This is a genomic window from Pseudidiomarina woesei (assembly GCF_001418345.1).
GTDB lineage: Bacteria > Pseudomonadota > Gammaproteobacteria > Enterobacterales > Alteromonadaceae > Pseudidiomarina > Pseudidiomarina woesei.
This window is the reverse complement of sequence record NZ_LIPW01000001.1, coordinates 602144-626631: the sequence shown is the minus strand read 5'-3', so window position 1 is coordinate 626631 and position 24488 is coordinate 602144. Positions and strand designations below refer to the sequence as shown.

At 48.6% G+C, this 24488-nt stretch carries 20 protein-coding genes; 15 read left to right on the top strand and 5 right to left on the bottom strand.

What is annotated here, in order from left to right:
* Positions 1 to 22 precede the first annotated feature (22 nt).
* Positions 23 to 220, top strand: coding sequence for a hypothetical protein (locus ASC40_RS03170; protein WP_055438306.1), 198 nt, complete (start codon positions 23 to 25; stop codon positions 218 to 220).
* Here ASC40_RS03170 and ASC40_RS03165 read toward each other — a convergent pair.
* From ASC40_RS03165 to nadK, 5 genes are all read right to left on the bottom strand, one after another.
* On the bottom strand, positions 195 to 2798 hold the full coding sequence (locus ASC40_RS03165) for an EAL domain-containing protein (protein WP_055438305.1): 2604 nt from the start codon (positions 2796 to 2798) through the stop codon (positions 195 to 197). The two genes, ASC40_RS03170 and ASC40_RS03165, sit on opposite strands and share 26 nt — an antisense overlap.
* Before the next feature lie 71 nt (positions 2799 to 2869).
* Entirely contained in the window at positions 2870 to 5629 is a 2760-nt protein-coding gene (locus ASC40_RS03160) for an insulinase family protein (RefSeq protein WP_055438304.1), read from the bottom strand.
* A 59-nt stretch (positions 5630 to 5688) separates the two neighbouring features.
* Positions 5689 to 6042 (bottom strand): outer membrane protein assembly factor BamE, encoded by a 354-nt coding sequence (locus ASC40_RS03155; RefSeq protein ID WP_055438303.1) that lies wholly within the window; start codon positions 6040 to 6042, stop codon positions 5689 to 5691.
* A gap of 49 nt (positions 6043 to 6091) precedes the next feature.
* The gene (recN, locus tag ASC40_RS03150; protein ID WP_055438302.1) at positions 6092 to 7768 is read right to left on the bottom strand and encodes a DNA repair protein RecN; all 1677 of its coding nucleotides are present in this window, start codon (positions 7766 to 7768) and stop codon (positions 6092 to 6094) included.
* A gap of 89 nt (positions 7769 to 7857) precedes the next feature.
* Complete coding sequence (nadK, locus tag ASC40_RS03145; RefSeq protein ID WP_055438301.1) at positions 7858 to 8748, bottom strand: NAD(+) kinase; 891 nt, start codon at positions 8746 to 8748, stop codon at positions 7858 to 7860.
* 124 nt (positions 8749 to 8872) lie between these two features.
* On the opposite strand from nadK, the gene grpE reads away from it, so the two are divergent.
* The 14 genes from grpE (at position 8873) to carA (ending at position 24487) form a co-directional block, all read left to right on the top strand.
* Positions 8873 to 9454: a nucleotide exchange factor GrpE gene (grpE, locus tag ASC40_RS03140; protein ID WP_055438300.1), complete on the top strand. Its 582-nt coding sequence runs from the start codon at positions 8873 to 8875 to the stop codon at positions 9452 to 9454.
* Between the two features lie 89 nt (positions 9455 to 9543).
* Positions 9544 to 11457, top strand: coding sequence for a molecular chaperone DnaK (gene dnaK, locus ASC40_RS03135; protein WP_055438299.1), 1914 nt, complete (start codon positions 9544 to 9546; stop codon positions 11455 to 11457).
* A 108-nt stretch (positions 11458 to 11565) separates the two neighbouring features.
* On the top strand, positions 11566 to 12708 hold the full coding sequence (gene dnaJ, locus ASC40_RS03130; protein ID WP_055438298.1) for a molecular chaperone DnaJ: 1143 nt from the start codon (positions 11566 to 11568) through the stop codon (positions 12706 to 12708).
* 55 nt (positions 12709 to 12763) lie between these two features.
* Positions 12764 to 13957 (top strand): UDP-N-acetylglucosamine 4,6-dehydratase, encoded by a 1194-nt coding sequence (locus ASC40_RS03125; RefSeq protein ID WP_055438297.1) that lies wholly within the window; start codon positions 12764 to 12766, stop codon positions 13955 to 13957.
* Positions 13958 to 13977: 20 nt separating this feature from the next.
* Positions 13978 to 15129, top strand: a complete 1152-nt coding sequence (locus ASC40_RS03120; RefSeq protein ID WP_055438296.1) for a LegC family aminotransferase — start codon at positions 13978 to 13980, stop codon at positions 15127 to 15129.
* 16 nt (positions 15130 to 15145) lie between these two features.
* Complete coding sequence (neuC, locus tag ASC40_RS03115) at positions 15146 to 16312, top strand: UDP-N-acetylglucosamine 2-epimerase (protein ID WP_055438295.1); 1167 nt, start codon at positions 15146 to 15148, stop codon at positions 16310 to 16312.
* Positions 16309 to 17382, top strand: a complete 1074-nt coding sequence (neuB, locus tag ASC40_RS03110; RefSeq protein WP_055438294.1) for an N-acetylneuraminate synthase — start codon at positions 16309 to 16311, stop codon at positions 17380 to 17382. The genes neuC and neuB overlap by 4 nt, the downstream gene beginning before the upstream one ends.
* A complete protein-coding gene (locus tag ASC40_RS03105; RefSeq protein WP_082432431.1) occupies positions 17348 to 18046 on the top strand; it encodes an acetyltransferase in 699 nt (232 codons plus the stop codon). Before neuB ends, ASC40_RS03105 begins: the two co-directional genes overlap by 35 nt.
* On the top strand, positions 18043 to 19095 hold the full coding sequence (locus ASC40_RS03100; RefSeq protein ID WP_055438293.1) for a nucleotidyltransferase family protein: 1053 nt from the start codon (positions 18043 to 18045) through the stop codon (positions 19093 to 19095). Before ASC40_RS03105 ends, ASC40_RS03100 begins: the two co-directional genes overlap by 4 nt.
* The gene (locus ASC40_RS03095; RefSeq protein WP_055438292.1) at positions 19095 to 19799 is read left to right on the top strand and encodes an acylneuraminate cytidylyltransferase family protein; all 705 of its coding nucleotides are present in this window, start codon (positions 19095 to 19097) and stop codon (positions 19797 to 19799) included. The genes ASC40_RS03100 and ASC40_RS03095 overlap by 1 nt, the downstream gene beginning before the upstream one ends.
* 40 nt (positions 19800 to 19839) lie before the next feature.
* Positions 19840 to 20640 carry a M48 family metallopeptidase gene (locus ASC40_RS03090; protein WP_055438291.1) on the top strand — a complete coding sequence of 267 codons (801 nt, stop codon included), beginning with the start codon at positions 19840 to 19842 and terminating at the stop codon, positions 20638 to 20640.
* A 383-nt stretch (positions 20641 to 21023) separates the two neighbouring features.
* A complete protein-coding gene (locus tag ASC40_RS03085) occupies positions 21024 to 22268 on the top strand; it encodes a dicarboxylate/amino acid:cation symporter (RefSeq protein ID WP_055438290.1) in 1245 nt (414 codons plus the stop codon).
* A gap of 35 nt (positions 22269 to 22303) precedes the next feature.
* Entirely contained in the window at positions 22304 to 23107 is an 804-nt protein-coding gene (gene dapB, locus ASC40_RS03080; RefSeq protein WP_055438289.1) for a 4-hydroxy-tetrahydrodipicolinate reductase, read from the top strand.
* 240 nt (positions 23108 to 23347) lie between these two features.
* The gene (gene carA, locus ASC40_RS03075; RefSeq protein WP_245622165.1) at positions 23348 to 24487 is read left to right on the top strand and encodes a glutamine-hydrolyzing carbamoyl-phosphate synthase small subunit; all 1140 of its coding nucleotides are present in this window, start codon (positions 23348 to 23350) and stop codon (positions 24485 to 24487) included.
* Position 24488 lies beyond the last annotated feature (1 nt).

The following is a 24488-nucleotide window of genomic DNA, read 5'->3' as shown; positions in this document are numbered from 1 at the left end:
CGTTACTTAACTAGGAGTTAAAATGTTTATTGCGCTGTGTTGTTTGTTGTCTGCGCTGACGTTATACATTCAAGCTTTAACCCATGCCATGGGTGCAAAACGCTGGGGCACCATGGGGCTATTATTGGGCCCTTTGGTGCTACCGATGTTTTTTACTCATAAACGGATGCGCCTATTAAAGGCGCAAGGGCGTGCTAGTGTATCGATGCTGGTACGCTAATGTGTTGCACAAAGGCCTCGCTGCTGAGCGGCTCGGCAAATAAGTAACCTTGTGCAAATTCGCAGCTTAAGCGGCTTAAGGTAGCCGCTTGCGCTGTGTTAACAACCCCCTCAGCAACCACATCTAAGCCCATGTTATGTGCCATAGCGACGATAGAGGCAACCATGTTGCGATCGCGATCGGCGCCATTAATGTCATCCACAAAAGCTTTGTCGATTTTTAGCGTTTGAATAGGGAAGCGCTTTAAGTAGGCTAGTGACGAATAACCTGTACCAAAGTCATCAAGTGCTAAGTGAATACCGCATTGATTGAGCTCGGTCATGATCTCGATGGCGCGCTCTGGGTCTTCCATAACCACACCTTCGGTAATTTCCAGTTCTAAGTACTCTGGCGCCAACTTTTCCTCGTTTAAGATGGCCATAATGCGCTTGGTGAGGTCGGGCTGCACAAACTGCTTGGCTGATAAGTTAACGGCCACGCGCCCTTGTACCGTGCCTTGTTCAACCCACTGGCGCATATCGCGGCAGGTTTGGCGTAATACTTGCTCGCCCATTTCTATGATTAAACCCGTTTCTTCAGCCAGTGGTATAAACTCACTTGGGTTGATAACGCCAGTGCCTGGAATGTTTAATCGCACCAGCGCTTCAAGCCCAACAAACTCATAGTTTCGCAGCGACACTTTAGGCTGATACATCACTTGAATGTGTTTGTTGCGTAAGGCTAAACGTAGCTGGTTTTCAACTTGCAAGCGGCGCACGGCATTTTTGTTCATGGAGTCGTTAAAGAACTGATAATTATGCCCGCCGCGATTTTTGGCATGGTACATGGCGGTGTCGGCGTTTTGCAGTAGTTCTTGTGATGAGGTGCCATCGTTTGGGTACACCACAATGCCAATAGAGCTGCCAATGACAATGTCTTGACCGTCAATGTGAAACGCCTCGCCAACGGTGGTCAAAATTTTGGTGGCAACATCGGTAATGGCGCTTAAATCACTGGTGTCTTCCAGCATTAATACAAATTCATCGCCGCCTAAACGGAAGAAGGTGTCTTGCGGTCGGCCCACTTCAGCAATGCGCTCAGCAACATGCAGTAATAGCTGATCACCAATGTCATGACCGAGAGAATCGTTGATCTTTTTGAAGTCATCCAGATCAAATAACAACAGCGCATGTTGAATGCGTTTACGTACCAAGTTTGCGTGACTAACCTGAAAATAGCTGCGATTAGGTAACCCTGTGAGGGTGTCGGTATTTGACAGCCGGCGTAACTCGCGTTCCGCCGTTTTACGTTCAGTAATATCAGCAAATGTAGCTACGTAATGAGAAATACGCTCACTGTCATCACGAATGGCGTCAAGAGTTAGCTCCACTTGGTACAAGCTACCGTCTTTGCGTAAGTCTTCCACTTCGCCATGCCAACTGCCATGTTGCTGCAACAATCGTTTTATTTGCTCGACATATTCGGGGCTATATAGCTGCAATTGCAGCGGTCGGCCAATCATGTCTTCGCGTGAAAAACCGGTGATTTTCGCTACCGAGGCGTTGGTTTCAATCACGTTAAATTCAGCGTCATAAATACACACACCGTCAGAAATATTGGTAATAGACGTGGCCAACATTTTTAAACGTTCTTCGGCTTCAACCAATGGCGTGATGTCTTTTAGCGTGCCGGTCATACGGGTTGGTTGATGATGTTCGTCGCGCTCAACCACTTTGCCGCGGTCTAAAATAGACATCCAACCGTTTTCGGTTTTCACCCGGTAGGTCATTTCAAAATAGTTATTGGCACCGTCTAAATGCCGGCGCAATGCTTGTTGCAGCTTACGCAAATCAAGCGGATGAATATTGGTTGGCGTACCACGCTTGCCGACACGTATATGGTCAATGGGGAACTCATTTAAATGTCGCCAGCTATTATGGCGGTGAATGGTACCATTGGGTATGTCCCAGTCCCACAGTTGGTCGCCGCTGCCCCATAGGCTGAGTTTAAGGCGCTCTTCGCTATTGCGTAATTGTTTAATTGCAAGGTGGCGTGCGCGAATTATAAAAAATACGGCGGTTAGAATAACAAGAACGAGTAGGGTGTATAAGGCGATTGCCCACGGAGATAGCCACGCTGGTGCCGCAACTTGCAACTCAATCGTGCGTGTACCGCCCCATGTTTTACCGTCGTATGATGCTTCTACTTTGAATGTGTAATGACCGAAGCTGAGGTTGGTATAAGTGGCGCGGCGGTATTCTGAGTCGGTGTAAACCCAGTCTTTATCAAACCCTTGCATTTGATAACGATAATACAACAATCGCGCGTTAGGTGCGTAGGGCGCGCCAAATTCTATGCTAAACGGGTCGTTAATATTCGGTAGATATAAGATTTGCGTGTTATATAGCTGTGGCCGATTACGCGTGTCTAATTGTTGAGCGCTGACCGGTTTATTCGCCAAACGCAGATTTATGAGTTCAACTTGCCAGTCAGCTGCTTGGACTTGCGCTTCTACTTGCGCAGTTGAAAACGCGCAGACAATAACAATTGTCATGGCGAAAACACGCAGACTGTTTAAAATCCGTTGAAAATTGGCCACGCTTATCCTCAGCAAAGGCTGTTTATTGTACAGCTCTTATATTTGTTATGTTATGAATTAAATTAAACAATTTATTCTGAACTGTCAAAGCTCAGGGGGCTTGCTGATAGAAACATTTGATGAGCGCTGTTGTTAAATAGTTGTTGCGTTCGATGGGCGAACGAATCATAGGTGAGTTGTTGCATGGCCTCGGCTATTCGGTTAAGTCGCGAGAAATCATGATCTTGCTGTGTGATTGCGCTCCACAAGCGCTGGCTACGGGCGCGTAAAGTTGAGTCTGGTTCGGTAAGTTGCTGCGTCAAACTCTGCTGAACTTTGCGGAATTCCTCAGTATTGATTGATGCCAATATCTTAGGCACCGACGCAAAAAAGTCACTGATGGCGAGCTTGATCGTTTTTGCATCGACCCGTGAAGACTGCACGTAAAACATTAAGTGGGGGTGCTCTTGCATGGGTAAATAGCTGGTACCAACCAAATAGCCAAGCTGCTGCTCGGTTCGTAAACTACTGAAAAACCTTGGTTGTAACAGATTATTCAGAAGCATAAAGATGCCTTGCTCGCTCACATCGGTTTGGTCTGACTGCAGCACGGCTATGACAGCACTGTCTGTGTGCTGTGTGGTTAGTTGTTGAGGTTGCGACAGTTGGGTTAACGTACGTGGGGTTAAGTCAGCAAATTGTAAGTCGCTATCCAAACCTAACCAGGCGCGTAGTTCTTCATGTAACGGTTGTAACTGCTCCTGATGCAAGTCACCGTGGGCAAACAGTTGGACTGACGCTTGCGAAAATAATTGCTCGGTTATTTCGTTAAACGAGGCAAAGGTGCTTTGCTCAAGGTTGTCAGCAAGCTTCAGAACTGAATACGTATGCGGTTGCAATTGCACATTTAAGTGCGAGAACAATAAATTTAACGGCTTATGCAATAACGCCTGACGCCAATTTAATAGCAACCGCTGGCGTAAATCGTACCAGCGTTGCTGCACAAACTTAGGGTTCTTCATGGTTTGCACAAGTGTAGTTGCAAGCTTAGGTACATACAGAGCTGGGCCCGAAACGTGTAATGTCATGCCTTGTTGCTGCGGGTATAAATTAAAATGTAACCCCGCTACTTCGGCGTCATAGCATTGTTCATTGAGTTTATCCAGCATGAGTTCGCACCAAAGGCGCGCAAGCGCAAAGCTGTCTGGGCTTGCAATAACATTAGGCAACTGTAAACCAAGGTATAAGTGCGCCTTTGGCTGGCGAAAGTATAAGTCATGAAAATGCCAGCTGTGTAAACCAGGCGCAATAATGTCGCGTGTTGGCAGCTCATGTTGCTCTTTAACCGAAACAGTTTGCAATTGCCATGGCGTTTCAAGGTAAGGATTTGGCTCGGGCAATTGAGCGTCAATCGTTGTAGGTTGAATGAATTGCCGGCGTCGCTCAAAATGAATGGGGCGAATTTGATAATGAGTGCCGTAAATAGGCTCTATGGTGTCAGTTTCTAATTCTTTATGAATGACCGTAATACGCATATTGTCAGGGTGCATACAGTCCAAAAACTGGCGTGCCTTAGGTTCAAATAACCCGTCCATGCGGTAATCGCCAAAGATGATGTCTTCGGCTAAGTAATGCTGCAAATTAATGGCTAGCTGCGGGGCTAAGTCGCTTGCGCGCGGTTGTTCTTGAAAGTTAAAGGCGTTCATGACGCTCACCCGACGTTCGTTATAACGCCACGCTTGCAGGCCCTGGTCGCGGACTAATTGAATATAACTAAATATCGCTTCGATAATATCATCACGGTGTTTCATACCTTCGGCGGTCAACTGCATGTTGATATTAAAGTCTTTGAAATTGCTGCCACTTATGCCGCCACCTGCCGCTAGTGAGTTTATCCAGTGACGGTTACGTAAATAACCGTACAAGCTATTTGGCCCTTCATAGCCCAGTATATGGGCTATGTAACTGGTGGTTTTATTGGCGTAATCATCATCAATGCCAGGCAAGGCAAAGGTGATAATAAGCCGGCGTGCGTCTTTCAATGGTTTAACGTGTAGCTCAACACCCAGTTGTGCGGTTAAGTAAAGCGGTTCGTCAACGTAGAGCATGTCGGCACAGCCTGACTGAATAGGGCGGCCGTGTTGTTCTGCAAGCTCTTGTAATTGCTCGAACGATTGCGGGCCAACCAACACCAGCGTCATACGCCTTGCACAATACCAGCGTTGAAAAAATTGCCGCAATTGTTGTGCTAATGGGGCATCTGGTTGGTCACGTAATGTCGTTAAGTTGCCCACCGAAAACTTGCTAAACGGGTGGCGCGGGTTAGACGTGGCCTTATGTACTTGATACAAGCGACGTAGTTCATCTTGGCGCTTGAGTTGAAATTCAGACTCAATTGACTGCAATTCTTTTTCAACCCATTGCGAGTCTAGTTTAGGTTGGTAGAAGAAGCGCATAAAGCGATCAAGCGCTTGCGCGAAATACGGCGCATCTATGGTGAAGTAATAATTACTAAATTCGGTACCGGTCCAAGCGTTATGATTGCCGCCGTGGGCACTAATAAAGTTTTGATAATTATTGGCATCGGGGTATTTTTCAGTGCCTAAAAACAACATGTGCTCAAGAAAGTGAGCGAGGCCTTGCGCGTGGCTTGGATCATGAAAGTGCCCAGCGCCAACGGCGAGTGCAGCGCTAGCTTGACGCGCTTCAGGGTCATGCACCAAAACGCAGCGCAGCGCATTATCGAGTTGGATTATGCGATAGCTACGTTTATCTGTTGGGCTTCTGGTTATCGCGTCATTGTCAAGAATAACGCGAGTTGCAGAGAATACTTTCGAAGCATCAGTCGCCATCGTGCTCCCTAATCAAGCTTCCGAATTTGGAAGACGCTAGCGCAGATACTGCTGATTCACTACTGCTCTAGCGGTGTGTCGAAGTTTTCAGGGCGATCAAAGTCACCTTCGTAGCTAGCGAGCTTGCCATCGACGAATGTTAATTTCACATTGCGTTGGTAATCTTCACTTTTGCTAACACCTGAATTCATATTAAATACGTAAAACCACACATCTTGATCAAAAGCATTTTCAGCAACTGGCGTGCCAATTACATAAACCACTTGTTCTTTGGTCATGCCTACACGCAACTGATTGATGTCACGTTGCTCTAGGTAATTACCCTGCGGTATGTCGATGCGATAAACCCAACTTTCGAAAACAGAACATCCGCTAAGGACCAGTAAACTACCTGCAATAATTAAAGCTTTCATAACACCTGCTGTTGATTTTGGTTTCTGAACCCGATGATAAACAATCGAACTAGCTTACCGCAAGTAATTCAGCAGCATTTGCTTTGGTCGTTTCCGTGATTGCGTCACCGCCAAGCAAACGCGCGAGTTCAATTACACGCGATTCTTTGTCAAGCTGAATCATATGTGTTTCTGTACTTGCGCCATCGGTTACTTTGTCAACCCGAAGCTGCTGATGAGCTTTCGCAGCAACTTGAGGTAAGTGTGTGACACAAATAACCTGATTTGATTCCCCAAGTTGACGTAATAATTTACCCACGGTTGCGGCAGTAGCGCCACCAACACCCACGTCAACTTCGTCGAACATTAACGTTGGCGTTGTTAACTGGCTTGCAGTGATAACTTGAATAGCCAAGCTAATGCGTGACAATTCACCGCCAGAAGCTATTTTAGCTAATGGTTGTAATGGCTGACCGGGGTTTGCTGTGACAGTAAAACAAACTTCGTCTGTACCAAGCCGTGTAGCAGGAGCTTGAGCCCGATGGTTTACCTCGATGACGAAGCGCCCGTGCGGCATATTCAATTGCTGCATACTCTTGGCGATGCGCTCGCTTAACTCCGCGGCTGCCTGTTGTCGACTTTCGGACAGTTTCGCTGCGGCGTTACGATATTGGTTTGCGGCTTTATCAACGCGCTCATCTATGTCTTCAGACTCAGCTTGGCTTGATTCAAGTTGGCCTAACTCGGCGAGCAATTGTTGGTGGTGCTGTGCTAGCTGACTTGGCTCAAGCTGATGCTTGCGTGCTAATTGAATGGCTTGCGTGACGCGCCGCTCAGCAATAACTAATTGCTCGTCATCTAATTCAATTTGGTCTTGGTAATGACGTAATTCGCGAGCTGCTTCTTCTACTTGTACGCTGGCTTCATTAAGCATGCGCACCGCGTCAGTTAATGACGGGTCATTATCAAGCTGGCTTTCTAAGCGGGAAATTGCACTTTGCAACAAGCTATATGCGTTGTTGTGCTCGCCTTCGTATACCGCATTGAGGGCAAAGGCTGAATCTTCTTGCAGGGCGGCACTGTTAGTTAACCGTTTGTGCTGTTGCTCAAGTTCTTCAAACTCGCCATCGGCTAATGCGAAGTCGTTAAGTTCGCTGACTTGATAACGCAGCAATTGCATACGCGAATCGATGTCGGCTTGCTGTTGGTGTAGCTGTTTTTGTTGTTTACGAAGGTTGTACCAATGTTGGTAAGCCTCGCTGACATCATGTAAGACATTGTGATGGCGCGCATAAGCGTCAAGCAGTGTCAGTTGGTGCTCAGGCTTGGTTAGCAGCTGATGCTCGTGCTGGCCGTGAATATTCACTAACAAAGGTGCCAGTTGTTTCAGTTGCGACACGGTTGCAGGGTAGCCGTTGATCCAAGCTTTTGAGCGGCCTTCGCGGGTAATTAAGCGGCGCAACACACAGTTTTGTGGTTCATCGTCTTGTAGTTCGTTTTCAGCTAACCAATGACGTGCAGGCGTGGCTGTTTCACCGAGTTGAAAGGTGGCGGTCACTTCGGCTTTATCGGCTTCGGCGCGAATAAGATCAACATCAGCGCGATCACCTAAACATAAACCGAGTGCGTCTAGCGCAATCGATTTACCAGCACCGGTTTCGCCGGTAATTGCTGTCATGCCAGCAGAAAAGTCAATATCAAGTTGGCGAACAACCGCAAGGTTGCGAATTTGCATATGAAGCAGCATAAGACACCCCAAATACTGTGTATGTGTACAGTAGTTATACAGTATTTATACAGTAATGCAAGAGGGGGCTAAAAATTTTTCGTTTCGGGTTAAAACAAGCGGCTGCCCCAGCCTAATTTATTACGTAGTACACGGTAATAGCTGTGGTCTTCTGGGTGCACTAAACGCAAGCGCCGAGGGTATTGCTGAATAACCACGTCATCGCTAGGCTGCACGCTCATGCGTACATGGCCGTCGCAACTTAGCTGCAAGGTGTCATTATCGGAAGCTGCACGCAATCGAATGGTACTGTGGCCATCAACGACAATAGGGCGGCTGCTGAGGGTGTGGGGGAACATGGGCACCAAGGTCATGGCGTCTAGTCCTGGCGTGAGAATTGGCCCACCGCCCGATAATGAATACGCGGTTGACCCTGTTGGGGTACTAATAATAAGCCCGTCTGAACGTTGGCTATAGACAAACTCATCGTTGACGAACACTTCAAATTCAATCATGTGAGCCACTTTGTCCGAGTGCAAAACCACTTCGTTAATAGCGCGCCCAACATTGTTCGATTTACCACAGTGAAATACTTCAGCCTGCAATAAGAAGCGTTGTTCAATTTGATAGTGGCCAGCTAAAACTGGTTTAAGCTGCTCCACCACATGTTCTGGGTCTAAGTCAGTTAAAAAGCCTAGGTTACCGCGGTTAACACCAATGACAGCGACATCAGCTTCACAAAGAATGCGCGCCGCACCTAACATGTTACCGTCGCCGCCTACTACGACAGCTAAATCGGCAGCTTCGCCCAAATGTTGCAGTGGCAACACCTTGGCCGCGGTGCTAGTGAGTTGTTCGGCTGTGCGGGCTTCTATCATCACGTCGAACCCTAGCTCTAGCAAACTGCGCTCAAGCTTTAGCAACGTTTTGCGCGTGGCCTCATGGTGCACTTTGCCAATGAGTGCAATTCGCTTAAATGGTGGTTGCGTTGGTGTCGACATGTTTTTTCCTTTTTTTCGGCCCATTGACTTGAATCGTCAATAGCTGACCCCATAACTGCCTGCAAGATAGTTATATCACAACAAATTATTGTTCATTTGTGAAATTCAACCAAGAGTAAGCGTTATGACCAAGAAAGATTCAACCACGGCTACAGAAAACCAGCAAGAGCCAACCGTAGAAACGACGGAAGAGCAAACTGAGCAGGTGGAAGCCGTTGATGATAATGAGCAACGTATTGCAGCGTTGGAATTAGCGTTAAGCCAAGCTGAGCAGCGTGCTGATGACGCCAACGACCGTGCCGTGCGAGCGGTTGCCGAAATGGAAAATATTCGTCGTCGCTCGGCGCAAGAAGTAGAAAAAGCGCATAAATTTGCGTTGGAGAAATTTGCCGGTGAATTGCTCGACAGTGTCGATAACTTAGAGCGAGCACTAGATATTGCCGCGCAAGCGGATGATGTCAACAAAGGCTTTCTTGAAGGTATTGAATTAACACACAAGAACTTACTTAGCACCTTAACCAAGTTTGGTGTTGAAGCGGTAGGCGCAGTGGGTGATGCATTTAATCCTGAATTGCATCAGGCGATGGCGATGCAGCCGTCGGAAGAGCACGAAAACAACACCGTATTGGCGGTGATGCAAAAAGGCTACACCTTAAGCGGTCGCTTATTGCGCCCAGCTATGGTGATGGTGGTAAAAAATTCTTAATAACCATACACGGGGTGTTGAAATGCGAAAAAGCCACCCCATATTTGAGTTATCAAACCTGTTTTAGATTATGAAGTTGGAGACGAATCATGGGTAAAATTATTGGAATCGACTTAGGTACTACAAACTCGTGTGTAGCAGTACTTGATGGTGACAAACCGCGTGTTATTGAAAATGCTGAAGGTGATCGCACAACCCCATCTGTGGTTGCATTCACTGACGACGGCGAAGTGTTGGTGGGTTCACCAGCGAAGCGCCAGGCGGTAACCAACGCCAACAAAACCTTGTTTGCCATTAAGCGTTTAATTGGTCGTCGTTTTAAAGACGAAGAAGTGCAGCGCGACATTGGTATTATGCCATTCAAAATTGTTGAAGCAGACAATGGCGATGCTTGGGTACAAATTAACGACGACAAGAAAGCGCCACCGCAAATTTCTGCCGAAGTTTTGAAAAAAATGAAGAAAACTGCGGAAGACTTTTTGGGTGAAAAAGTAACTGAAGCGGTTATCACCGTTCCTGCCTACTTTAACGACGCGCAGCGTCAGGCAACCAAAGACGCAGGCCGTATTGCTGGCCTAGAAGTGAAGCGTATTATCAACGAGCCTACTGCTGCTGCGTTAGCTTATGGCCTTGATAAGAAGAAAGGCGATAACGTTATTGCAGTGTACGACTTAGGTGGTGGTACTTTCGATATCTCAATTATTGAAATTGATGAAGTTGAAGGCGAGCATACCTTTGAAGTACTAGCAACTAATGGTGACACGCACTTAGGTGGTGAAGACTTTGATAACCGTTTGATCAATTACTTGGTTGAGCAGTTCAACAAAGACCAAGGCATTGACTTGCGTAAAGACCCACTGGCTATGCAGCGCTTAAAAGAAGCGGCAGAGAAAGCCAAAATTGAGTTGTCTTCAGCGCAGCAAACCGAAGTGAACTTACCGTACATTACGGCGGATGCGACTGGCCCGAAACACTTAGCGATTAAGGTAACACGTGCCAAGTTAGAGTCTTTGGTTGAAGACATGATTGCGAAAACCTTAGAGCCAGTGAAGCAAGCATTGAAAGACGCTGATTTGTCGGTGAGTGACATCAACGACATTATTATGGTAGGCGGTCAAACCCGTATGCCAAAAGTACAGCAAGCGGTTACTGACTTCTTCGGTAAAGAGCCTCGTCGTGACGTGAACCCAGACGAAGCGGTTGCGGTAGGTGCTGCGGTACAAGCCGGCGTATTGCAAGGTGACGTGAAAGACGTACTGTTGCTGGACGTAACACCATTGTCGCTGGGTATTGAAACCATGGGCGGCGTAATGACCAAGTTGATTGAGAAGAACACGACTATTCCAACGAAGCAGTCGCAAACTTTCTCAACTGCTGAAGACAACCAGTCAGCGGTAACTGTGCATGTTATTCAAGGCGAGCGTAAGCGCGCAGCAGATAACAAGTCTCTGGGCCAGTTCAATTTAGAAGGTATTCGTCCGGGTCGCCGTGGCGAACCACAAATTGAAGTGACCTTTGATATTGACGCCGACGGTATCTTGCATGTGTCTGCGAAAGACAAAGACACCGGTAAAGAACAGAAGATCACCATTAAAGCTTCATCTGGCTTGAGCGACGACGAAGTAGAAAAAATGGTGCGTGATGCCGAAGCGCACGCAGAGGAAGACCGTAAGTTTGAAGAAATGGTGCAAGTACGTAACCAAGCCGATGCTTTGGTACATGGTACGCGCAAACAGCTTGAAGAGGTTGGTGACAGCTTAGAAGCAAGCGACAAAGAAGCGGTTGAGTCAGCGCTAAGCGATTTGGAAGCTGCTATTAAAGGCAGTGACAAAGCAGAAATTGAAGCGAAGCAACAAGCCTTAATTGAAGCATCTGGCAAGCTAATGGAAGCGGCTCAAGCAAAAGCCCAACAAGCCGGTGGCGACACCGATGGCTCTGCCAAACAAGCTGCTGACGATGTGGTTGACGCTGAGTTTGAAGAAGTCAAAGACGACAAAAAATAAGCGCCCACCGGGTGTCTGAAATAACACACACGGGGGTTGCCGCCAAGGTAGCCTCCGTGTGTTCGTATCAGGCGAGAGCAAATTAAGGAACGTGGAAACCACATAACTATGTCTAAACCAGATTTTTATGACGTACTGGGTGTCAGCAAAGATGCCAGCGAACGCGACATCAAAAAGGCTTATAAACGGCTAGCGATGAAGTATCACCCAGACCGCACCAAAGGTGACAAAGACCTCGAAACTAAGTTTAAAGAGGTTAAGGCTGCCTATGAGGTGTTGGTCGACCCACAAAAACGTGCAGCTTATGACCAGTATGGCCATGCCGCGTTTGAACAAGGCCAAGGTGGTTTTGGCGGTGGCGCGGGTGCGGCTGATTTTGCCGATATTTTTGGTGATGTGTTCGGTGATATTTTTGGTGGCGGCGGTGGCCGTCGCGGGCGCCCTCAAGCACAACGAGGTGCCGATTTACGTTACAACCTTGAGCTAAGTTTAGAAGAAGCCGTTCGCGGCAAAGAAGTCGAGCTGAAAATTCCAAAGCTAAGCACCTGTGAAGACTGCGACGGTAGTGGTGCAAAAGCAGGGTCAAGTGCCGATACCTGTGGCCATTGCCATGGCTCTGGTCAAATTCAAATGCGGCAAGGCTTTTTTGCGGTGCAGCAACCGTGCCCACATTGCCGTGGTCGCGGTAAAGTGATTAAAGATCCGTGCCGTAGTTGTCATGGTGAAGGTCGCGTCGAAAAAACTAAAACCTTGTCCGTGAAAATTCCGGCAGGTGTTGATACCGGTGACAGAATTCGTTTAAGTAACGAAGGCGAAGCGGGCGAAATGGGCGCACCAGCAGGTGACTTGTACGTGCAAGTGCATGTACGCGAACACCCAATTTTTGCACGCGATGGCAACAACTTGTATTGCGAAGTACCACTGAGCTTTACTCGTGCAGCACTTGGTGGCGACATTGAAGTGCCAACCCTAGAAGGCAAAGTAAAACTGAAAATACCCGCTGAAACGCAAACCGGTAAGTTGTTCCGTTTGCGCGGCAAAGGTGTGAAGTCAGTGCGCTCTGGCGCAGTGGGCGACTTGATTTGTAAGGTTGTGATAGAAACACCGGTAAACTTGTCCGCTCGCCAACGCGAGTTATTGGCAGAGCTGGAAGAGTCGATGGGTACTGGCGAAGAAGCCGGCAAATACCGCCCAAAAGAGAAAGGCTTCTTTGATGGCGTGCGCAAGTTTTTCGACGATTTGACTGGATAATCAAGCCGGTATTATGCGTTAATGTTGGTAAGTTTTCTTATTTTAGTGATTGAACATGGCGACAGAAATACTTGAACTGATTGGTCGAACCGAAGAACTGTTTACTACCGACATAGCCAAACATGATGAAGAGCTGCGTGAACGAGTGCGCGGCTCTTCTTTTTTGGTGATTGGTGGGGCAGGCTCAATTGGCCAGGCGGTAACCAAAGAAATATTTAAGCGCAACCCGAAAAAGTTGCATGTGGTGGATATTAGCGAAAATAACTTGGTTGAGTTAGTGCGCGATATTCGCAGTTCGTTTGGTTATATAGATGGCGACTTTCAAACCTTTGCGCTAGATATTGGCTCAGTTGAATACGATGCCTTTATTGAAGCTGATGGCCAATTTGACTACGTGCTGAATTTGTCAGCCTTAAAGCATGTGCGCAGCGAGAAAGATCCCTATACGCTGATGCGTATGATTGACGTGAATGTATTCAACACCGACAAGACGCTTGGGCAAGCCATTGCGAAAGGCACGCAAAAGTACTTTTGTGTGTCGACCGACAAAGCGGCGAATCCAGTGAACATGATGGGTGCGTCAAAACGCATTATGGAAATGTTTTTAATGCGTCGTAGCGAGCAAATTGCCATTTCAACGGCTCGCTTTGCGAACGTGGCGTTTTCTGATGGCTCGTTGCTGCATGGTTTTAATCAGCGCTTGCAAAAATTACAGCCCATTGTGGCCCCCAATGATATCAAGCGCTATTTTGTCACGCCGCAAGAGTCTGGTGAGTTGTGCCTAATGTCATGCATTTTCGGCGAAAATCGCGATATTTTCTTCCCGAAGTTAAGCGAAGCGCTGCATTTGATCACCTTCTCGGAAATTGCCGAGAAATATTTGCGTAAACGCGGCTATGAGCCACACTTATGCAGCAGTGAAGATGAAGCGCGCGAGTTGGTAAAAACCTTGCCACAGCAGGGCAAGTGGCCATGCTTGTTTACCGCCAGCGACACCACCGGTGAAAAAGATTTTGAAGAATTTTTTACCGAGCACGAAGTGCTTGATATGGCACGCTTTGCTAATCTTGGCGTGATAAAAAACGAAGCCAATTATCAAGCGGAGTTATTGCTGCACTTTGAGCAGCACATTAGCCGTATGAAGCGTGAACTTCGCTGGAGCAAAGACGAGCTCGTGGCGTTATTTCATGACATGATTCCGGACTTTGGACACAAAGAAACCGGCAAATATCTTGATAGCAAAATGTAACTAGGGCCGCGCCTGTACTTATGTCACACGCAACATCACAGCAACAGCTGAGCGAATTTGTTCGCAGTATTTATCAAACCAACGACTTTATTCCGTTGCACGCGCCTACCTTTGGTGAGCTTGAAAAAAGCAACGTGCTCGACACCATTGAAAGCACTTTTGTGTCGAGCGTGGGGAAGTTTGTTGATGAGTTTGAACAGCGCATGCAAGCCTTTACGGGGGCAACGCGCGCCATTGCCACAGTGAATGGCACGGCGGCGCTGCACACCGCGTTATATATGGCCGGTGTTGAGCGCGGTGACTTTGTCATTACCCAAGCGCTGACCTTTGTGGCAACCTGCAACGCCATGTATCACATGGGCGCCGAGCCCATTTTTGTTGACGTGGCGCCAAGTACCTTGGGCTTGAGCCCCAAAGCGCTGGAAGCCTACCTAAGCGAGCATGCGAGGTTAGATGGCGAGCGTTGTGTGCACAAAGACACCGGGCGAGCTATTCGTGCGGTGGTGCCCATGCACACTTTTGGCCACCCCGTGCACTTAAATGAAATGAAGCAATTGTGCGATAAATGGCACTTGGTGTTAATTGAAGACGCCGCCGAAAGTTTGGGCTCGTACTATCAAGGTCAACATACCGGCACCATTGGGCAGCTAGCGGCGCTTAGCTTTAATGGCAATAAAATTATTACCACCGGCGGTGGTGGCATGGTGCTGTGTGCCAACGAAGAGCTTGGCAAACGCACCAAACATGTGACGACCACCGCCAAGGTGCCGCACCCTTATGAGTTTTATCATGACGAGCCGGGCTTTAATTATCGGCTGCCGAACTTAAATGCCGCGCTTGGCTGTGCACAAATGCAACAGTTGCCGAAATTTCTAGAGCAAAAACGCCAGCTTGCCGCGCGCTATCGTGAGTTCTTTGCGGGCACCACGTTCACTTTTGTGGATGAGCCCGCGCACGGTCAGTCGAATTTTTGGTTGAATGCAATTTTGTGTGAAGATAAGCAAGCACGAAATGAATTATTAGAAAGCCAAAATGCGGCCGGTATTATGTGCCGACCTATTTGGCAGCTTATGCATCGGCTGCCCATGTTTGCACAATGCCCACGTGGGCCATTAACCGTTTCTGAAGATATTGAAGCGCGGTTAGTCAATATCCCCAGTTCGCCCATTTAAACAGAGCGATCCAGTGATGCGAAAAATTGCCGTTTTTACCGGTACACGAGCTGAATACGGCCTGCTGTATTGGTTACTTAAAGACATTGAAGCCGCCGCCGATATGCAGCTGCAACTGTTGGTTTCTGGCGCGCATTTGGCCCCAGAATTTGGTCTAACCGTTGAGCAAATCAAAAAAGACGGCTTTACCGTGACTGAGCAAGTGGACATGTTGTTGGCCTCTGACAGCGCCGTGGCTACGGTAAAAAGTCTTGGCTTAGGTATCATGGGCTATGGCGAGGCGTTAGCGCGTATGCAACCCGATGTGCTAGTCATATTAGGTGACCGTTACGAAGCCTTAGGGGCGGCGCAGGCGGCGCTGCTGATGCGTATTCCTATTTTGCACATTCACGGCGGTGAAATTACTGAAGGCGCCTATGACGACGCCATTCGTCATGCCATTAGCAAAATGAGCCTATTGCACGCCACCGCAACCGAAAGCTATCGGCAGCGGGTTATTCAATTAGGCGAGCAGCCCGAACGCGTGGTTAATGTTGGTGCTATTGGCTTGGACCATTTGCAACGCTCGCCCTTTATGTCGGTGGCGCAACTGTCACAGTCACTTGAGTTTGACTTAACCAATTCTGACTATGCCGTATTTACATATCACCCGGTCACCTTGGCCGATGAGCCCGGCGAGCCAACCTTTGCGGCTATCACACAGGCATTAAATGCCTATCCAGACTTAAAGGTCATTATGACCTACCCAAACGCCGACGAAGGCGGGCGAAAACTTATTCCGCTTATTGAACAGTACGCAAGCAAGCACCCAGAGCGCATTAAAGTGGTTCCATCATTGGGGCAACAGCGTTATTTGAGCGCGGTAAAACATGCCGCGGTAGTTATTGGTAATTCGTCGAGTGGCATTATTGAAGTGCCATCGTTTGCGGTGCCAACGGTGAATATTGGCGCGCGGCAACAGGGGCGTATTGCGGCCAGTAGTGTATTGCATTGTGCGGCCACCGGTGACGCGATAACCGCGGCTATTGGTCGCGCGCTCGAGTTAAAACAGTCGGGACAATTAACCGGCGTAACCAACCCTTACGGGCAGGGGAATGCGGTTGAAAAAATTATGGCGCTATTGCGTACCGAGCACTTAAGCACCGTGAAAACATTTTATGATTTACCAGGGGTAAACTCATGACGTTAATTATTGCTGAAGCTGGTGTGAACCATAACGGCGATGCTGAGCTGGCCCGTCAGTTAGTGCTTGCTGCGCATCAAGCCGGCGCTGATATTGTGAAGTTTCAAACGTTCAAAGCGAAAAACTTGGTGACCGAGCAGGCTACTCAGGCCGACTATCAGAAGAAAAACACCGGCAAAGAAGAGTCGCAGCTGGCCATGCTGCAACGCTTAGAGCTGAGCTATGAGCTGCACCATGAATTGGTAGCGCAGTGCCAAAGCTTGGGCATTGAGTTTTTGTCGACCGCGTTTGATGACGAAAGCCTCGATTTTTTAGTGAATGATTTAAAGCTGAAGCGCCTGAAAATACCGTCGGGTGAAATTACCAACGCACCTTTGGTGCTCAAACACGCGCAAACCGGGTGTGACTTGATTGTCTCCACCGGAATGGCAACCGTAGCAGACATTGAAGCGGTATTAGGGGTTATTGCTTTTGGGTACTTAAACCCGCAAGCAACCCAAGCCAGTCGCGCTGATTTTGAAGCTGCGTATGCCTCAAACGAAGGGCAGCAGGCGCTGCGCGATAAAGTGTGCGTGTTGCATTGCACTACCGAATACCCAGCGCCGATGAATGAAATTAACTTGCGCGCCATGGATAGCCTGCGCGAAACCTTTAAATTAGCGGTGGGTTACTCGGACCACAGCCATGGTATTACTGTACCTATTGCTGCCGTGGCTCGCGGTGCTAGCATTATTGAAAAGCATTTTACCTTAGACAAAAATCTTGAAGGGCCAGACCATAAAGCGTCGCTAGAGCCCCACGAGCTTGCTGCGATGACGCAGGCGATTCGGCAGGTGGAGCAGGCCTTGGGCGATGGCGTTAAGCGCCCGACGGTATCTGAAGTTCGCAATAAAGCGATAGCGCGCAAGAGCCTTGTTGCGGCGCGCGCAATCAAACAGGGGCAAGTGATAACGGCCGAAGACCTTGCGGTGAAGCGCCCTGGCTCTGGGCGGTCGCCATTTGATTATTGGCAGGTGGTGGGGCAGGTGAGTCAACATGACTACCAATCTGGGGACCTTATTCGTGACTGAGCGCAAGCAAACCACGCAAGCGAAGCCTGTACTGGTATTGGGTGCCGGCGGCCACGCGCGGGTGCTCATTGACGTGTTAATGGCGCAGGGTCGCGAGATTTTCGGCTTGGTTGCACCGCAAGTTAGCGATGCCCCTGAATTTGATGGTTTACCCCATTTTAAGGCCGACGACGACGTATTGAACTTTGCGCCTGACGCCATTGAGCTAGTCAATGCTGTCGGCTCGCTACCGCAAGCAAGTGCCTTACGCGAACGCTTATTTACGCGTTTTAGCAATTTAGGTTATGTGTTTGCCACGGTTATCGCTCCTTCGGCGGTGGTGTCACGATTTGCACAGCTGGAGCAAGGGGTACAAATTTTACCCGGTGCTATTGTGAATGGTTGCAGCATTGGCGCCAATACGATTATTAATAGCGGAGCCATTATTGAACACGATGTGCAGGTTGGAGCGCAGTGTCATGTGGCCCCCGGTGCGGTTGTTTGTGGCGATGTCAGGTTAGCTGAGCGGGTGCATGTTGGGGCCGGAGCAACCATTATTCAAGGCCTGCAGATTCGCACTGAAGCCGTGATAGGCGCAGGCTCGGTAGTGACGCGAGATGTACCTGAGAAGGCTATTCATTACCCCGCAAAAGCATTTGTAAAAAAGGACGCTGACCAAGCATGAGTTATGATTGGAAACAGGTAGTTGTTGCGCCGTCGACAAGCTTACAGACCGCGCTAAAACAATTAGACGAAGGTGCGTTGCGCATTGTGTTGGTATGCGACGAAACCATGCATTTGCAGGGAGTGGTTACTGACGGTGATGTGCGCCGAGGTTTATTGCGCGGCGTCGGCCTTGATGCGCCCGTTAGCCAAGTGATGAACACGCAGCCCATTACGGTTACACCAGAAACCTCGCGCAGCGACGCTGTAGCGCTGATGCAAAGCAAAAGTATTTTAGCTATACCTGTGGTGTCACAAGGGTGTGTGATTGGCCTACAAACCCTGCAAAAGTTACAAAGTAGCCGCAGTTACCAGAACCCTGTGTTCATTATGGCGGGTGGCTTTGGCACGCGTTTACGCCCGCTAACCGACAACACGCCTAAACCAATGCTCAAGGTGGGCGAGCGGCCGATATTAGAAACCTTGCTGCTTAATTTTATTAAATCGGGTTTCTCCAACTTTTATATTTCCACGCATTACTTACCGGAAGTAATTCGCAATTACTTTGGTGATGGCAGCAAGTGGAATGTCAACATTACATACGTGCACGAAGAAGAGCCTTTAGGTACAGGTGGGGCGCTTGGCTTACTGCCCGAGTCGACCCCTGGGTTACCGCTGATCATGGTCAACGGCGACGTACTGACCTCGGTTGATTTTGAGCGCGTGCTAGATTTTCATATGACCCACCATGCCTTGGCGACCATGTGCGTGCGCGAATACGACTACCAAATACCCTATGGCGTGATTATGGGCGATGGCGAGCGCATTATTAGTATGGAAGAAAAGCCTATTCAGCGCTTTTTCGTCAACGCAGGTATCTATGTCATTAGCCCTGAGATATTCAAAAACGTGGAAAAACAGAAACGTATTGATATGCCAACGTTGTTGCAAACATACCTTGATGCAAACGAAGACGTGTTTATGTTCCCCATTCATGAATACTGGCTGGATATTGGCCGTATGGATGATTTCAAACGCGCGCAAGTTGACATAAAAGGGCTTGGTTTATAATGGGCGCAATTGCGATTATTCCGGCGCGTGGCGGAAGTAAACGCTTACCCGGAAAAAACATTAAAACGTTGGGCGGCACACCGCTCATCGCCTGGACCATAGAAGCTGCGCTGAGCAGTGGTTGTTTTGACCGGGTTGTTGTTAGTACCGATGACCAAGCTATTGCCGACGTTGCTATAGCCTTTGGTGCCGACGTACCCTTTTTGCGACCGGTGGAATTGTCGGGCGATATGGCAACATCAGACGCTGTGATTGAGCATGCGGTCAATTGGTTAGAGCAACATGAGGCATTGAACATTGATACCGTGGGCCTGTTGCAACCGACATCACCGTTTCGTCACGCGGAGCATATAAAAAGCGCGTTGGCGCTGATGCAGGAAAAACAAGCCGAAGGCGTGGTGTCAGTAACTGCAAGCGATGTGCGCCTAGAACTTTGTAATACCTTGCCAGCCGACCATAGCTTGGCGGGTTTTATTGATATTAGCGCCAATGCGGCGGTTAAACGCACCCAAGATATGCGCCAGATATATGAATTAAATGGCGCTATTTATTTATTTAAACGCCACATTGTGGGCCAACTGGCACAGCTTTATGCACCCACAAGCAAGGCATTTGCGTATGTCATGCCGTTAGAAGACTCGGTTGATATTGATACTGCTCGTGATTTCGCTTGGGCTGAATTTTGTTTATCGACTAAACTCTAAGTGTTACCTATTGATATCACTGTGTTTAAGGAGAGCATTTATGGCGCATTGGAGAACTCTGGGAATTGCCGCGTTAGCTAGCATTTTATTGTTAAGTGCTTGTACTGAATCACCCACAGGGCGTAGCCAGCTGATGTTGTTTTCCAGTGGCCAACTAGCGTCGCTTGGCGATGATAGCTACAACGAGCTTAAGCAAAAAGAAAAAATAAGTACTGATGCTAACGTGAATGCCTATGTTAACTGTGTTGCCAACGACTTAATTTCAGTATTGCCAAGCCCTTGGCGGGACAAGCAATGGGAAATTACCGTGTTTGAAAGCGAGCAAATTAACGCGTTTGCTTTACCCGGTGAAAACATCGGTGTGTACACTGGATTGCTCCAAGTCACTGAGAATCGTGATCAACTGGCCGCCGTAATTGGCCACGAAATTGCGCACGTGATTGCCGACCACGGCAATGAGCGTATGTCGAACCAATTCGCGGTAGGTTTAGGGTTGCAAGTAGGTGCCGCGTTAGCGTCGGCAAAACTTGAAGAACAAGATGCCGCCATGGTGATGGCCGCGCTAGGTATTGGCGCACAAGTTGGTGTGTTACTACCTTACTCACGTACTCATGAAAGCGAATCTGATCAACTAGGTCTCGATTACATGGCGGCAGCCGGTTATAACCCAGCAGAAGCCGCTAATTTATGGCGTAATATGGCCAAAGTGGGCGGCGGTGCCGGCCCTGAGTTCTTGTCAACGCACCCAACACCACAAACGCGCATTGACGCCATAGAGGCCTATGTTCCGCGCATACAATCACTCTACCAAAACGCACCAAAACCCACTTGTCGCATGTAGCCCGGCGTTCCACGCCGGGTGGCGCGCAGCGCCGTGATTGCCCGCCGTGCCAGCGAAGGTAAGCCGGGTGGCGCGCAGCGCCGTGATTGCCCGCCGTGCCAGCGAAGGTAAGCCGGGTGGCGCGCAGCGCCGTGATTGCCCGCCGTGCCAACGAAGGTAAGCCGGGTGGCGCGCAGCGCCGTGATTGCCCGCGACTGCGCATTGTGGTTATAAGCAAGTCCAAATTGAACTAAAGCGCACTTCTCTCCGTTAGTAGAATATGAACTTCAACTGCGATAGTAGCTATTAGATTTTAGATATTAGCGCTGGTGTTTCGGGTATTTCGGTCCCTCTAATATCCAATATCTAATAGCTAATATCGTTTTCGTATTTTAAGGGTGATTATGTTTAAAGCTTGGTTTGCAATTCCGTTTTGGCAACGTGTGCTTGGTGCCTTTGCGCTTGGAGTTATTATCGGCGTGGCACAACCTGAGGTGGCTCAGACCTTACGGCCCTTGGGCACGCTGTTTATTAATGCATTAAAAATGCTGGTGGCGCCGCTTATTTTCTTCGCCATTGTCAGTGCCATTTTACAGCTTGGTAGCGGCGAAAAAGCCGGCAAAATTGGTGCGCAAACCATAGGTTTGTTTTTACTGACCGCGGTTATTGCTAGCCTGATAGGTTTAACCGTTGCACAGTTGCTTGATATTACCCCGTCGCCAGACTTAGTTGCCGATAGCAACTATGTGCCCAAAGACGTACCTGGCCCCGTGGATGTGTTTCTAAGTTTTATTCCGACCAACCCTATTGCAGCGTTGGCGGAAGGTAACGTCATTCAAATTGTGGTATTTGCAGCTTTGGTTGGGGTTGCAATTAACCAATTGGGTGATGTTGCCAAACCCTTTGGCGATGCCATGAAAGCCGGCGCACAAGTCATGTACCGCATTACCAAAATGGTGTTAGAACTAACACCGTTTGGGGTGCTGGGCCTTATGGCTTGGGTTGTTGGGCACTATGGGTTGGCTAGTTTAACGCCGTTAGCAGCATTTATTGGTGCTATTTATTTAGCCTGTTTAATTCATATTGTATTTGTTTATGGCACTATGGTGCGCTTGGCAGGAATGTCGCCTTGGTTTTTCTTTAAGTCGGTATTTTCTGCTCAGTTGGTTGCGTTTACCACCTGCAGTAGTTTTGGCACTATTCCGGCGGCTCACCAAGCTATTACCGAAAAGTTAGGTGTGCAAAAAGAGTATGCTAGTTTTGTATTGCCATTAGGCGCCACCATTAATATGGACGGTTGCGGTGGCATCTATCCGGCTATTGCGTCTATCTTTATTGCACAAATTTACGGTATTCCGCTAGACTGGGCAGACTATTTGTTAATAACACTAACCGCGACACTGGCATCAGTAGGCACGGCCGGCGTTCCAGGAACCGCGATGGTGATGTTAACCGTGACGCTGAACGCGATAGGTTTGCCGCTTGAAGGTATTGCATTTATTGCCGCCATTGATCGAATCATCGATATGGCACGCACCGCGACGAATGTTACCGGCGACATGGCCGTATCGGTGGTGTTAGGCCGCAATAAAACCGCCGACCAACCATTAACCGCTACCGGTCAACCAATAACAACGAATAACGACTAACGACTAACGAATAACGAACAACGAACAGAGGTAGCATGAAGTTAGGCATTTTGGGCGCCACAGGGCGCATGGGGCAGGCGGTAATCGCGAGCGCTCCACGCTACAATGCAACGGTGACAGCGGCGGTTGTTAGTCAACAGTCGAATCGTTACGGTGAGCCTATTCGTGCTAACACTGCAGGTGCCGGTGTGCGGTTTCAACATGGGCATGAACTGCAGCCCGGCCAAGTTGATGTACTTATAGACTTTTCGTTACCGCAGGCCCTGGCAGACAATCTACAATTAGCAAAGCAACTGCAAGTTCCGATTGTAGTATGCACCACAGGCCTTAGTGAACAACAACAGTGCTCGTTAATCCAAGCTGCTGAACAAATTCCTGTGTTATACGCGGCCAATACCAGTGTGGGTATTACCTTATTACGACAATTAGTGCAGCTAACTGCAGCAGCACTACCCGATACTGACATCGAAATTTTTGAAGCGCATCATAGCGCTAAGCGCGATGGCCCATCAGGCACTGCAGTGGTGCTTGGTGAAAGCGCTGCAGCAGGGCGGGGAAAGTCGTTAGCAGAATTGTCTGCGGGGGTGCGTGCAGATGGTGTTCGCGAACCTGGTTCAATCGGCTTTTCGGTGCTGCGAGCAGCCGATATTATTGGCGAGCACACGGTTATGTTTGCCCATAGCGGCGAGCGTTTAGAGTTAACCCACCGAGTAAGTAACCGACAGATATTCGCGCAAGGCGCCATTCAAGCTTCTCAATGGTTGGTAAAGCAACCCAGCGGGCTATACAGTATGGCCGATATGCTGCATTTGAAAACACTTTTGAAACAATTGGTCTAGCTTACAGCTGACACAAAGCAGACGCGATTTTTCAGTTTACGAAACCTCCAAATTTCGGTAGAATACGTCCAATTTGCCAGTAACTTTTCGGGCAAGCTGAAACGCGCACTCCACAGGTTTCAAAAACGCGTATTTAGTTTTTTTAAATAATGGGTTTTTGAAAATCGACGCTGGTGCAAGGTAATCAACGGGGAAGTCATTTTTTTGATTCACCCGTTTTTTTATATGCGGAGGTTAACCTTGAGTATTCTAGCGAGCCACTCAGCAAGTAAAGCCATTTTGGTACTTGCCGATGGGACTGTTTTTCATGGCACGGCCATTGGCGCCGGCGGTACCGCAGTTGGTGAAGTTGTTTTTAACACCGCAATGACTGGTTACCAAGAAATTCTCACCGACCCCTCTTATGCAGAACAAATCGTTACCCTCACTTATCCTCACATTGGCAATTACGGCACTAACCACGAAGACGAAGAATCGAATCGCGTTTGGGCTAAAGGCCTGATCATTCGCGAAATGTCTTTGAAAGCAAGTAACTTCCGTCGTGAGCAGTCACTTGGTGACTACTTGCGGCAACGCAATGTGGTCGGTATTGCTGATATCGATACGCGTAAGTTAACGCGTATTTTGCGTGAGAAGGGCGCGCAAAACGGTTGTATTATGGCCGGCGAGATTGACGTTGAGAAAGCGTTAGAGTTAGCGCAGAAGTTCCCTGGGCTTAAAGGGCTCGACCTAGCCAAAGAAGTAACAATTCGCACGCCTATTGAATGGGTTAGCCAAAGCTGGAAGCTTGGCCAAGGTTTTAGTGAGTTAAGCGAACCAAAATTTCACGTTGTTGCCTATGATTACGGCTGCAAACGTAACATTTTACGCATGTTGGCCGACCGCGGTTGTAAAGTCACCCTGGTGCCAGCGCAAACCCCGGCTAAAGATGTGTTAGCCATGAACCCTGACGGCGTATTCTTATCCAATGGTCCTGGTGACCCAGAGCCATGCGACTATGCCATCTCCGCAATTCAAGAAATTATTGACGCGAAAGTACCTATTTTTGGTATTTGTTTAGGCCACCAATTGCTGGCGCTAGCAAGCGGTGCACAAACAGTAAAAATGAAGCTAGGCCACCATGGTGCAAACCACCCGGTGCAAGACCTAGCCACTGGGCGTGTGATGATTACCAGCCAAAACCACGGTTTTGCGGTAGACGAAGCGACGCTTCCTGCGACCATGAAAGCCACCCACAAGTCGTTGTTTGACCGAACATTACAGGGCATTGAACGCACAGACGTGAAAGCCTTTAGTTTTCAAGGCCACCCAGAAGCGAGCCCAGGCCCGAACGATGCGGCCCCGTTATTTGACCACTTTATTGAATTGATGAGCCAGTAAC